Genomic DNA, 12,159 nt, shown 5'->3' with positions numbered 1-12,159 from the left:
TGTCTTTCACTTGATCATGGAGCGTTTGTGGGCCCCGCGGCACGACTAGGGCAATCGCGGTTGTTTGAAGACCCAGACCCTGAACAGGATGAACTTCAGCAGGGTTGCCAGGAGGTTGGCACCGACGACGCCCGCTATTTCGACCCCTCTGGAGGGTTCACCTCCGGAGGCCAGCCAGAAGAGTACCCCCGAGGTCAACGCCAGGCCGAGGGCGAAGACCACGAGGCCCTGGAACTGATGCCGCACGGCGCCCGTGGTTCCGGAGACCCCGAAGGTCAACCGCCGGTTTGCCGCCGTGTTGGCAACCGCGGTGACAAGCATTGCCACGAAATTGGCGGTCTGGGCATCGGCGATCGTGCGCATGAAGACAAACAGGGCGAGATAGGCCAATGTCGAGACGACACCGACGACGCCAAATCGGAGCATTTGCCCGAGGAGTGCGCCGTTGCTTTTGTCCGGAGCCTTGCGGCCGAGGGCGCTGCGCAGCTCGGCGACAGGGATGCGCCCGGTCATCATGTCCCGCCCGATCCGCGCGATCCCTTTCAAGTCATCGATGGAAGTGCGCAGTATGTCAACCGACGAGTCCGGGTCGTCAACCCAGTCCACCGGCACCTCGGCCACCCTCAGGCCGGCGCGGTCGGCGATGACGAGCAGCTCGGTGTCGAAAAACCAGGCGTCGTCGACGGTGCACGGCAGGAGTGCACGCGCAATGTCGGAACGGATCGCTTTGAAGCCGCACTGGGCGTCTGAGAAGCGGGCGCCTAGTGAGCCGCGGAGGATGAGGTTGTAACTCCGGGAGATGAACTCCCGCTTGGCCCCTCTAATCACGCGTGAGTTGCGGTTCAGGCGTGTTCCGACCGCCAAATCCGAATGCCCTGACAAGAGCGGGGCAATGAGCGGTCCGAGGGCAGCCAGATCCGTGGACAAATCGACATCCATGTATGCCACCACTGCCGCCTCGGACGCGAGCCACACGGTGCGAAGCGCTCGCCCGCGCCCCTTCCGGTCGAGGTGCTCGACGCGCACTTCACTGAGTTCGCTGCTGAGCTTACGTGCAATCTCGAGGGTCGAATCTGTGCTGGCGTTGTCCGCGATCGTAATGGTAAACAGGTGCGGGAAACTGCCTTTGAGGTAGGAATGCAGGCGACGGACCGCCGGTTCGAGGGCCTCTTCTTCGTTGTACACCGGTATCGCGACGTCAAGAATCACGCTGCCGTCGGACGTGCTGATCGGCGCCCGTTCGGGCCGGATGGCAGGGATGTGGCCGGCGCCGGACTCGGCCGCTTGCCTTGGTCCCCCAGGCTGCTGCCGCCCCGGTTGTCCGGCAGGCAGCGGCCCGGAGTGGGTCGTCATCGCATTGGACATAGTCCCAAGGTATGCAACGAAGGTGAGGGCTTCCCTGACGGAGCCTGTGCGTCCGCCGTAAACCGGATCGGACGCCACCCGGCTCCGCCGCCACCACTAACTGAAACGCAAGGTCACCAACTGGAACGGGCGCAGGGTCAGTTCGGCGGCGCCCGCTCCGGGCGTCACTCCGGGAGCATCGACGGGGCGCTCCAGGAGGTCCACGGATTGCACCGTCCGGGAATCGAAGTTGGCCGTGATGAGACCGGTGGAGCGCTCTCCCAGCGATTCGTAGAGCCGCACAATGACGTCTCCGGAGCCGTCTTCGGCAAGCTTGACGGCCTCAATGACCAGCGCTTGGTTGAACACCGTGAAGAGCGGCTCCACTGGGTTCGCCCCCGCCAGCAGCCTCGGTTTGAGGTTGGTCCGGTAGCCCTCCTCCACTGCGTCGCCGATGCTGGCGCCGGGCCGGACGCTCAGATCCAGGACATGCATACCGAGGTCGGCCCGGGGGTCCGGGAACTTGGGCGCCCGCAACAGTGACACACGGACGTTGGTGGTGGTTCCGCCGTCGTCGCGGATGGTCCGGGTGACGTCATGCCCGTAGCTTGACGCATTGGAAATGGCGACGCCGTAACCCGGCTCTGCCACATGGATCCATCGGTGGGCGCAGAATTCGAACTTGGCGGCTTCCCAGGAGGTGTTGGTGTGCGTAGCCCGGAATACGTGCCCGAATTGGGTCTCCGAGGCGGAACGGTCCGCACGGACATCCAGCGGGAAACCGATCTTCAGCAGCTTCTCGTGTTCCTGCCAGTCCACCGTGGTGGAAATCCCGAGGGATTCCGCGCCCGCCTCGAGGGAAATGCGCTGCGTGATGGTGGAGGAGCCGATGGTCCGCTCCACCACGACGACGGCGTCCCAGCCCGCGCTTTCCAGCGTCACCGATCGCGCCTCGACTACCGAGACGACATTCCGGCGGTAGAACTCGTCGATGTCCCAGGCATCCCATTCGTTGGGCGTGTCCCGGTGGAGCTCAAGATGGTTGCCGAACTGACCGGGCGCAATGGCTTCGCGGCCTGTTGCGTAATCCGAGAGGGAGGTCAGCAATCCGTTGGCGTCCAGCACCGCGCGGATGATGCCGTTGTCCAAAACATAGCCGCCGGCGCGTTCTGTGACGTTGACTGGGCTATCCGAGTGGACCGCCTCCGCTGCGGCGAGCGCCGGAACACCGTTGCGCTCATGCGGGGCCGCATTGAGCAGGAACATGGTGTCTCCCTCGCCCAGAAGGGCAGACGCGGCACCGGCAATGATGCCTTCCAGCTCCCTGGCGATCGCGGCATAGTTCCGCTCCGCATCCTGGTGGACCCACGCAATGGCGCTGCCCGGCAGGATGTCGTGGAACTGCTGCAACAGTACAAGCCGCCACAAGCGCTTAAGGTCCGCCGCGGGATAGGTGAACGAACCGGCAGTCCGCACTGCCGCCGTCGAGCACCAAAGTTCGGCCTCGCGGAGCAGGTGCTCCGAGCGGCGGTTGCCTTGCTTGGTATTTGCCTGGCTCGTGTAGGTGCCCCTGTGCAGCTCGAGGTACATCTCGCCCACCCAGACCGGGAGGTTGTGGTACTCGGCCTCGGCCTGCGTGAAGAACTCCTTAGCGGTTCCCATGCGTACTTTCGGTGAACCTTCCAGGTCCGCCGTTCGGTGGGCTGCGGCAACCATTTCGCGCGTGGGTCCGCCACCGCCGTCGCCGTATCCGAAGGGGACCAGCGAAATGGTGCCCCGGCCGTGCTCCCGGTAGTTGCGCTGGGCGTGGGCGAGCTCGCGGCCGTGGAGCTCGGAGTTGTAGGTGTCCACGGGCGGGAAATGGGTGAAAAGCCGCGTGCCGTCGATACCCTCCCAATTGAAGGTGTGGTGCGGCATCTTGTTGACCTGGTTCCAGGAGATCTTCTGGGTCAGGAACCACCGGGAACCAGCGGACTTGACGATCTGCGGGAGGGCCCCGGAATATCCGAAGGAGTCAGGCAGCCAGGCCTCCTGGCAGTCGATGCCGAACTCCTGCAGGAAGAAGCTCTTGCCCTCGACGAATTGGCGGGCCATTGCCTCGCCGCCGGGCATATTGGTGTCCGATTCAACCCACATGCCGCCAACCGGCACGAATTGCCCGGCCTTCACCTTCTCCCGGATCCGGATGAACAGCTCAGGATAGAACTCCTTCATCCATGCCAATTGCTGCGCCGAGGAGCAGGAGAAGACGAAATCGGGGTTCTCATCCATGAGGGCGACAACGTTGGAGAAGGTGCGGGCGCATTTGCGGATGGTCTCACGGACCGGCCATAGCCAGGCCGAGTCAATATGGGCGTGGCCAGTGGCCAGAAGTTCGTGGGCCGAGGCGTAAGCAGGCCGGCTCAAGACCTCGGCTAGGGCATCCCTGCCGGCGGCTGCGGTACCCGCAATATCGTCCGGGTCCATGACGTCCAGCATGCGCTCAAAGGCGCGGAGAATCTCGTGCCGCCGCGGCAGTTCGAAGGGCAGCTCGTGCATCAACCCGCTGAGGGTCCAGATGTCTTGGTGGAGCTCCCAGACCACCTCGTTGAGTTCGGCTATGGCGATGCGTCCGAGCCGGTAGCGGGGCTCGTCTCCGGAGGTGGACTTGTCCCCCAGGGGGGTTGCCGCGAAGCTCCACTCCTGGCTGAGATCCGGATTAGCTGCGGCTTCGACGTAGAAGTCGACTGACAGGCCGCCACCCAAAAGCTTCAGCGGGACGTGCTGATTGCGGGGAGAAATGGCCTTGATGATGGTGCCGTCGGGCCGCCAGGCGATGCCCTCGCACTGGAATCCGGGGGAATCGTTGCTGAACCCGAGATCGACGACGATCTCCACCGTGGTGCCATCGGCAACTCCCCAGCCCTCCGGAACCTCGCCCCGAAGCCGCAGCCACTTGGTGCTCCAGGCCTTGCCCCACGCAGCACCGTGTTCCTGGGGTTCGAAGACCTGGCGGAGTGCTTCCGAGGCTGGAACCGGCTCGCCCGGGGCATCCCAGCTGCTCAGTTCAAGGGGCAGCGCGCGGCCATAGATGGCGGGGGCTATCCGCTCCCGGACAAAACGTTCGAGCCGCTTCTCAGTGATCCGGCGGTCGTCGTGCAATTGAAGTCCCCTTTGGCGGTGGGCTAGGTTGAGATTCCATTCGATGGATAAAATCTACGTTGTTCCGGGACAATAGCCAAGTGATTGGCGGCTATCCCTGCAGGTCCTTAGCCCCCACCGCCACCCTGTCACTGCCCGCGTAGACGTTCAGGCTGGTCCCCCGGCTGAATCCCACCAGGGTCAAACCAGTCTCCTGGGCGAGTTCCACGGCGAGGCTGGAGGGTGCGCTGACGGCGGCCAAAACCGGGATTCCTGCGAGCGCCGCCTTCTGGACCAGCTCGAAGGATGCCCTCCCGGAGACCTGCAGGACCGTGCCACGCAAGGGCAATAATCCTTCGCGCAGAGCCCAGCCCACTACCTTGTCCACCGCATTGTGCCTGCCCACGTCTTCCCGGAGGCACAGTAGCTCAGCCTCGCCGTCGTCGTGGATTCTGAAGAGTCCGGCGGCGTGCACTCCCCCGGTCTTGTCGAAAACCGCCTGTGCTTCGCGGAGGCGGTCAGGCAGCGAGGCAAGAACCTCCACCGGAACGCTCAGGGGGTCGCCCGAAGGGCTGAAGTGTGAGGATTTGCGCACTGCCTCGATAGAGTCGGTGCCGCAGATCCCGCACGAGCTGGAGGTGTAGACGTTGCGGCCCGTCTCCGGAAGGACGACGTCGGGACGCAACTGGGCCTCCACCACGTTGAAGGTCTGAACGCCGTTCTCGTCCTCGCCGGCGCAGAAGCGCAAGGAAATGAGCTGGGCGGGGTCCCAAATGACGCCTTCGGAGACCAGGAAGCCCGCCACGAGGTCAAAGTCGTCGCCAGGGGTCCGCATGGTTACGGAGAAGGACATGTGCCCCAGGCGCACCTCGAGCGGTTCCTCGACCGCAAGGAAGTCTTCGCGGTAGCGGACCGGGTGCTCCAGCGCCTGTTCGGAGCCATCCAGGACGAATTTGTGCACCTTGCGGCGCTGGGTCACCCGTCCCATCTCAGATACCCACCGTCCCGGCAGCTTCAGCGTGCTCGGCGGCTTCCCCGTGCTTGACGAACCGCACCGTCATGGCCTTGTAGCCCGGCGTGTTGGATTCGCGGGCAACGAGCTCCCGGTGGACCAGGGCGTTGGCCTCCGGGAAGTACGCGGCCGCGCAACCCTTGGCTGTGGGGTAGGCAACCAGCCGGAACTTGTTCGCCCGGCGTTCCGTTCCGCCGAAAGTGGAGATGACGTCCACCATGTCCCTGTCCCCGAAGCCGAGCTCGCTGAGATCGTCCTCGTGGACCAGGATGACCCGGCGGCCTTCGGAAATGCCCCGGTAGCGGTCGTCGAGGCCGTAGAACGTGGTGTTGTACTGGTCGTGGCTGCGGACTGTCTGCAGGATCAGGTGGCCGGCCGGGGCTTCAAGGTACTCCAGCGGGCTCACGGTGAATCGTGCTTTGCCGATATCCGTGGCGAACGTGCGGGTGTCGCGTGGCGGGTTGGGCAGCACGAAGCCGTTCTTGGTCCGCACCCTTGCGTTGAAGTCCTCGAAGCCGGGGATCACCCTGGAGATGTGGTCCCGGATGACGTCGTAGTCCTCGGCCATGGCACGCCAATCCACGGGGTGGCTATCGCCGAGCACCGCCTGCGCCATGCGTGCGACGATGACGGGTTCGCTGAGCAGGTGCTCCGAGATCGGGGTCAAGCGGCCCTGGGTGGAGTGGATGACGGACATGGAGTCTTCCACGGAGAGGATTTGCCGTCCGCCCGGGTGTTTGTCGTCCGTGTCCGTGCGGCCCAGGGTGGGCAGGATCAGGGAGGTCTTTCCGTGCACCACGTGGGCGCGGTTGGGCTTGGTGGAGATGTGGACCGTCAGCCCGGCCTTCTTGAGCCCTTCTTCCAGCGCGACAGTGTCAGAGCCTGCCGCGGCGAAGTTTCCGCCCATGGAAACGAACACATCCACGTCGCCCTTCTCCAAGGCGTGTTGGGTTTCCACGGAGTCGTATCCGTGTTCCCGCGGCATGGTGAATCCAAACTCTTTGTCCAGGGCTGCCAGGAAGCCTTCGGACGGCTTCTCCCAGATGCCCATGGTGCGGTCGCCCTGCACGTTAGAGTGGCCGCGGACGGGGCAGGCGCCGGCGCCACGCTTGCCGAAGTTTCCCTGCAAGAGCAGCAGGTTGATGATTTCCCGCAAGGTGTCTACGGAGTGGGGTTGCTGGGTCAGTCCCAGCGCCCAGCAAATGATGGTGCCCTTCGACGCGGCCAGCATGCCGGCCACCTTGGTGATTTCGATGCGGCTCAGGCCCGTGGCGCGTTCCGTCTCTGCCCAGTCCAGCGTAGCCCGGGTTTCGGCGTAGGCCTCGAATCCGTCGGTCTGCGCCTCGATGAAGGCTCGGTCCACCACTGTTCCCGGCTGCCGCTTCTCCTCCTCCAGCAGGAGGTGGCCCAGCGCCTGGAACAGAGCGAGGTCGCCACCTACCTTGATCTGCAGGAATTCATCGGCAATGTCCGTGCCACCGCCCACCACGCCGTTGAGCGACTGGGGATCCTTGAAGTTCAGGAGTCCGGCTTCCGGCAAAGGATTGACGGCTACAACCTTGCCGCCGTTGTTCTTGCAATCACGCAGGGCTGAGAGCATGCGCGGGTGGTTCGTGCCCGGGTTCTGCCCCACAACGAGCACAAGCTGCGCTTCATGGATGTCTTCGAGTGAGACAGTGCCCTTGCCGATGCCGATGGTCGGGTTGAGTGCGCTTCCCGAAGACTCGTGGCACATGTTCGAGCAGTCGGGCAGGTTGTTGGTGCCCAGGCTCCGGGCGAACAACTGGTACATGAAGGCTGTCTCGTTGGCCGTGCGCCCGGAAGTGTAGAACACGCAGCGCTCCGGCGTGGTGGCATTCACGTGCTCGCCGATCAGGCTGAAAGCATCCGTCCAGCTGATGGGCGAATAGTGCGTGTCGCCAGGGCGGATGACGACGGGCTCGGCGATGCGCCCTTGGCTGCCCAGCCAGTATTCGGTCTTGTCCTCGAGCTCGGCCAGGGAGTGCCGGGCCCAGAACTCCGCGTCGACTACGCGCGTGGTGCTCTCCTCGGCGATTGCCTTGGCCCCGTTTTCACAGAACTCGGCGGGACTGCGTTTGCCGGTAATGGACTCCGGCCAGGCGCAGCCGGGACAGTCGAACCCGTCCCGCTGGTTGACGCGGAGCATTGACTTGACAGTCCGGCTGACGCCCGCTTGGGCCCAGCCCCGTTCCAATGCCACGGTGACTGCCTTGACGCCCGCGGCGGAGCGCTTGGGTGGGTGGATCTGGAGGTCATCTTCATTGATGTCCTGTTCGGGAGCATGCCTGTTCATGTCCCCATCATTGCAAGGCCTGACTCGCTAATCCACCCGCGTCCATCCTGCACGGGAAGTTCTCAGCCTGTCAGGGCGCTCCAGTCCACCGGCCCGGACGGAACTTTGCGGGCTGGCCGGGCGGGAGTCTTCTTGGCCTTGTCCTGTGTGGGCTTCGGCAGGGGAAACGGCGGCCCCCACGGCAACGGAAAAGCGGGCACTGCTTCGCCCAGTTGCACGCCGTGCGGTGGCACCACCATGACGCCGTCCGCGCCGGCGAGGCCGCGCATCATCCCTGGCCCCGCATGCTGGGCAGGCGACGCCAAGCCGTACACGAACCTGAAGGGAAGCAAACGCGTTCGCCCGGGATCGGCGTCGAGCATTGCGCCGCAAGGCACCTCTCCCACCTCGGGCAGCGTCCCGTGGCCCAGCCCCGCGAGGAGGGGTGCGCCGATCGTGAAGAGAACCATCATGGCCGCGAGCGGATTGCCGGGAAGACCCAACACGAAGCGGCCGTCCGGCAACTCGGCCAGGACGGCAGGATGTCCCGGACGCATCGCGATTCCATCGATCAGCAATCGGCCGCCGAGTTCCGCAATGGCCCGCCGGAAGTGGTCCGTCCCCGAACGGCCGGTTCCCCCGGTGGTGATGACGACGTCGGCGGGTGGCGCGTCCGGCGACGGCTCGCCTTCCTCAAGGGCCGAGAGCCATTCCTCATAGGAGTCGCCCACCTTGGTTTGCCCGCCGCGGATCCCGCCAAGGAGTTCGACGACGGTGCCAAGCTGGGGACCGAAGGTATCCCTCACCCTGCCGGGGGCCGGGACACCCGCGGTCACCACTTCGGAGCCGGTCAGGAGCATCTTCACGAGGGGTTTGCCCAGGACGTCCAGTTCGTCGCGGCCGGCCAAGGCGGCGAGGGCGAGATGGGCCGGATTCAAGACAACGCCGGATTTGATCAGCAGCTCGCCCGCCGCGGCTTCTTCTCCCGCGTTGCGGATATGTTGCCCGTTGCGCGGTTCGCCGGGCTTCGCGTTCCCGCCGAGGGCGAGTAGCGGCAAGCCGTCTTCGTCGGTGGTCAGGACCCCGCTCTCGCTCCGCAGCACGGCTTTGGCCCCCGGCGGAATCAGGCCGCCGGTGGCGATCGGGCTCGCTTGGTGCGGGGCCAGCCGATGGCCCGGCTCCGCCAGGATCCACGGGCCGCTGCCGTTGACCGCCCAGCCATCCATCGCCGACGACGCATAATGCGGCAGGTCCTGCAAGGCATGGACATCCAAGGCCAGGGTCCTGCCGATGGCGTCCTTCAGCGCAACGGGTGCGGCGGGAATGGGCGTGGCACTATCGAAGGCAAGTTGCCGCGCCTCCGCCCACAAGTGGTCGGCGTGCGGGACATGCACGGGGGCTTCCGTCATCCGGCGTCGGTTCCGGGGTTCGTATAATCTTTCGCGAGCGTGCGTGCCAGGCCCATGGCGGCATCCATCGACGCGGATTGAGTGGCTTGTCCCGAACCCGCGGCAAGTCCGGCCGCGAAGCCGGCAATGAAGGTAGTCAAAGGAGCCGCCGGCCGAACCACTGAATGGGCTGCAACGCCTGCCAGGGACAGGACATCGTTGATGTCGATCTCGACGTCTTCCAACTCATATGCTTGCAGCAGGCTCCTGCACCATTCCTCGAGCGTTTCTTCCTGGCTCTTCACGATCCGCCTCCACAGTCCGGTACAGCTGTTGTCACGGCAGGTCGCCGTCCACTCCAAGCGCCGCGGCATCGTCCCAGGTATCCACGTCATCGGTGGATCCTGCGGGGACAGGCACGGCCAGCAGATCAAGCGTAGCAAGCAGCCGGAACACCGCGGCGTTGACCAGGCCACCTTGTTCTGCCGCAGCCTGCACTTCCCGCCGCAAAGCGGATACCTGGTAGATCCCGAGCAACGGTTGTTTCCGGCCATCTGCCGATACGGACATGGCCCCTTCCGCTTCCGGGTGGGCGGCAAGTTCCTGGAGCAGTACCGGAACCGCGGCCGCGGCCAGGGGCATGTCGCAGGCCAGGACGAGTACCCAGGGCGCGCACTTCGGGGACGGACTGTCGCCGTCTTGTCCCTCTAGCACGGCGAGTCCGGCGGCGATCGCGGCTGCCGGTCCGGCGAAGGGCGGGTCCTCCCGCGCTGTCAATGTGCCGTGCGGCAAAGTCCCGGGATCAGGCCCGACGACGACGACAGTCCCGGCGCCGCGCGCTGCCGCCACGGCGCGGTGAAGGAGCGTGGCGCCGTCGTACCTCAGCTGGGCTTTGGGCACGCCGCCGAGACGGGAGGACTTGCCACCCGCCAATATCACCGCATCAAAGTCCACCCGCCCAGATTACCCGGGGAGCAGGCTCAATTCCGGTTCAGGCCGCCGATTCAGGCAGGAGGAAGGGATCCCATGCGGGCGCAGGTTTCTCAAGCTCCTTGATCTGCCAGATAGTCCCGGTGGGCGCCGCGGGAGTGAACCTCAGTTTCCAGCCCATCTCCGCCGGCGTGTGGTCACTCTTGGCGTTGTTGCAGCGCAAGCACGCTGCCACCAGGTTTTCCCAGGAATCCGCGCCGCCCCTGGATTTGGGGTGGACGTGGTCAATGGTGTGGGCTGCTTTCCCGCAATAGGCGCAACGGTGGCCGTCGCGGCGCAAAACGCCGCGGCGTGTAACCGCTGTGATGGTGTTGTATCTCGGCCGGATGTAGCGATTGAGTAGAATCACGGACGGACGTCCGAGAATCTCCTGTGGCCCGACGACAGGCTCGTCGCCTTCGGCCACTACGCTCGCTTTTCCGGTGAGCACAAGGACCAGCGCCCGGCGGAAGGTTACTACCGCCAGCGGTTCATATCCAGCATTCAGAACGAGTGTGCGCATGCACGTACCTCTTCACGGCCGCACCCGTCAGGGGCGCGAGGGCCGGCTGCCCTCTGCATGTACGGGCTGTGGATCGACAACCTAAGAGTAAACACCCGGAGGCCAGATCAACGAATCCTTGCGGAGGTTCCGGCGCAGTGTCGGTCAAAGTTCATGTGCCGGACACGTAGCCGGAACCTTCCAAACCGCCCGAGGTCCATGACCAGATCCAGATCGACGGGATCTAATGGACGCTGTCGGATTCTGCTGGATCCACGGATGCCGTCGGATTCTGCTGGATCACTCTCTTCGCCGAAGTTGCCGGTCCCGTGATTCCGTGGGCCCGGCAATGGTCCATTCGAATGATTGAGCAGAATCCGACATCCGAGCGAAAACAATCCCGGGACGGACATGACCCGCCCGGGGCCGAGCGAGCGCTACAGCAAAAGCCGGGCGACACGCCAAATCCCTGTCGACACATGTATTCAGGTGTCGACAGGGATCTAGCGCATCCCCAGGTAATTTGCGCGTCGCGAAGTAGTCGGGTTATAGGACAAAACGTGTGTATGGGAGGTGCTTGCTTCCCACCAGAGCTCTACAGCACCGGGCTCCGCCGAGGAGGGCCTATGGCACCGCCTAGGCTGGGCGGGACGGACATAGCGCGCCCGGGATTTACACACGTTTTGCCCTGTAACCCGTTAAAACAGAACATCCCCGCGGGCGGACCAGCGGGGATGTTCCAGTGAAGCTCTGTAGCCGGAGCTATTTAGCCACCAACGCGGATGAAGACCGGGCCGGAGCCGACGTTGACGCTGTACAGGGCGGTGGTGCCGCCGTTCCAGCCACCGTGGACTGCCATGCCGTTGCCGACGTAAACGGCGATGTGGGCCATGCCCATGCCACCGTTCTGGTAGTAGACCAGGTCTCCCGGCTGCGCTTCAGCAGCGCTGACCGTGCGGCCAAGGGAGAGGTAGTCTGCCGGCCAGCCGTGGAAGTTGATGCCAACAGCGGCCAGGGAGTTCGAAGCCAGGGCGGTGCAGTCCTGGGCAACGCCAAGCTGTGCGTAAGCTGCGGCAGCAATTGCTGCTCCCTTGCCACTGGCAACCTTGGTGGCGGGTGAAACAGCAGCCGTGACAGAAAGCGTTGAGACGCCGGTAGCGGCACCCGCAGCCTGCGAAGCCGGAGCGGCTTCCTGGGTGGCAACCGGAGCTGCGACAACCGGAGCAGCTTCGGTGGAAACCACCGGGCGCTCGTACTTGATGGCGACGGAGGAGTCGGCCGAAATGCTGGCTTGGGCGATGGACTGGACTTCCAGGGCGGAGGTCGAAGTGGACTCGCGGGGGACGTTGGTTTCTGCAGCGTTGGCTGCGATACCGCTAGTAAGCACCAGGCCGGAAGCAGCAGCGATAACTGCCGCCTGGCGGCCTACGCCACCGGCGTTGCTGCCGACAGTCTTAGCGATAACGGCAAGCGAGTTGGTCTTGGTGACCGCGGCACGGTGGCGCGCAACAGTAGAGCGTGAAGACACGTT

At 64.7% G+C, this 12,159-nt stretch carries 9 protein-coding genes; all 9 read right to left on the bottom strand.

The annotated features are described in order from the left end of the window. Window positions 1–45: 45 nt before the first annotated feature. Window positions 46–1,365 (bottom strand): bifunctional glycosyltransferase family 2/GtrA family protein, encoded by a 1,320-nt coding sequence (locus AC1DJW_RS13455; RefSeq protein WP_390282236.1) that lies wholly within the window; start codon window positions 1,363–1,365, stop codon window positions 46–48. A 96-nt stretch (window positions 1,366–1,461) separates the two neighbouring features. Then, complete coding sequence (locus AC1DJW_RS13450) at window positions 1,462–4,485, bottom strand: alpha-mannosidase (RefSeq protein ID WP_476901631.1); 3,024 nt, start codon at window positions 4,483–4,485, stop codon at window positions 1,462–1,464. 91 nt (window positions 4,486–4,576) lie between these two features. Next, window positions 4,577–5,452 (bottom strand): formate dehydrogenase accessory sulfurtransferase FdhD, encoded by an 876-nt coding sequence (gene fdhD / locus AC1DJW_RS13445; protein WP_284752402.1) that lies wholly within the window; start codon window positions 5,450–5,452, stop codon window positions 4,577–4,579. A gap of 1 nt (window position 5,453) precedes the next feature. Beyond that, on the bottom strand, window positions 5,454–7,790 hold the full coding sequence (locus AC1DJW_RS13440; RefSeq protein ID WP_390282233.1) for an FdhF/YdeP family oxidoreductase: 2,337 nt from the start codon (window positions 7,788–7,790) through the stop codon (window positions 5,454–5,456). A gap of 62 nt (window positions 7,791–7,852) precedes the next feature. Continuing rightward, window positions 7,853–9,178 (bottom strand): molybdopterin molybdotransferase MoeA, encoded by a 1,326-nt coding sequence (locus tag AC1DJW_RS13435; RefSeq protein WP_476901630.1) that lies wholly within the window; start codon window positions 9,176–9,178, stop codon window positions 7,853–7,855. After that, window positions 9,175–9,462 (bottom strand): DUF6457 domain-containing protein, encoded by a 288-nt coding sequence (locus AC1DJW_RS13430; RefSeq protein WP_390282232.1) that lies wholly within the window; start codon window positions 9,460–9,462, stop codon window positions 9,175–9,177. Before AC1DJW_RS13430 ends, AC1DJW_RS13435 begins: the two co-directional genes overlap by 4 nt. A gap of 31 nt (window positions 9,463–9,493) precedes the next feature. Continuing rightward, window positions 9,494–10,111: a molybdenum cofactor guanylyltransferase gene (mobA, locus tag AC1DJW_RS13425; protein WP_459341563.1), complete on the bottom strand. Its 618-nt coding sequence runs from the start codon at window positions 10,109–10,111 to the stop codon at window positions 9,494–9,496. 37 nt (window positions 10,112–10,148) lie between these two features. Beyond that, complete coding sequence (locus AC1DJW_RS13420) at window positions 10,149–10,649, bottom strand: HNH endonuclease (RefSeq protein WP_028266173.1); 501 nt, start codon at window positions 10,647–10,649, stop codon at window positions 10,149–10,151. 745 nt (window positions 10,650–11,394) lie between these two features. Then, entirely contained in the window at window positions 11,395–12,156 is a 762-nt protein-coding gene (locus tag AC1DJW_RS13415) for an NlpC/P60 family protein (protein ID WP_284752397.1), read from the bottom strand. Window positions 12,157–12,159: the final 3 nt, after the last annotated feature.

This window comes from Arthrobacter sp. 05L417, from assembly GCF_056397865.1.
This window is presented reverse-complemented; position numbering and strand designations above follow the sequence as displayed.

Bases quoted from the DNA above. Each gene is read 5' to 3' on its own strand.
- AC1DJW_RS13455 (WP_390282236.1), bottom strand. From the start codon at position 1,365: ATGTCCAATGCGATGACGACCCACTCCGGGCCGCTGCCTGCCGGACAA.
- fdhD (WP_284752402.1), bottom strand. From the start codon at position 5,452: ATGGGACGGGTGACCCAGCGCCGCAAGGTGCACAAATTCGTCCTGGAT.
- AC1DJW_RS13440 (WP_390282233.1), bottom strand. From the start codon at position 7,790: ATGAACAGGCATGCTCCCGAACAGGACATCAATGAAGATGACCTCCAG.
- AC1DJW_RS13435 (WP_476901630.1), bottom strand. From the start codon at position 9,178: ATGACGGAAGCCCCCGTGCATGTCCCGCACGCCGACCACTTGTGGGCG.
- AC1DJW_RS13420 (WP_028266173.1), bottom strand. From the start codon at position 10,649: ATGCGCACACTCGTTCTGAATGCTGGATATGAACCGCTGGCGGTAGTA.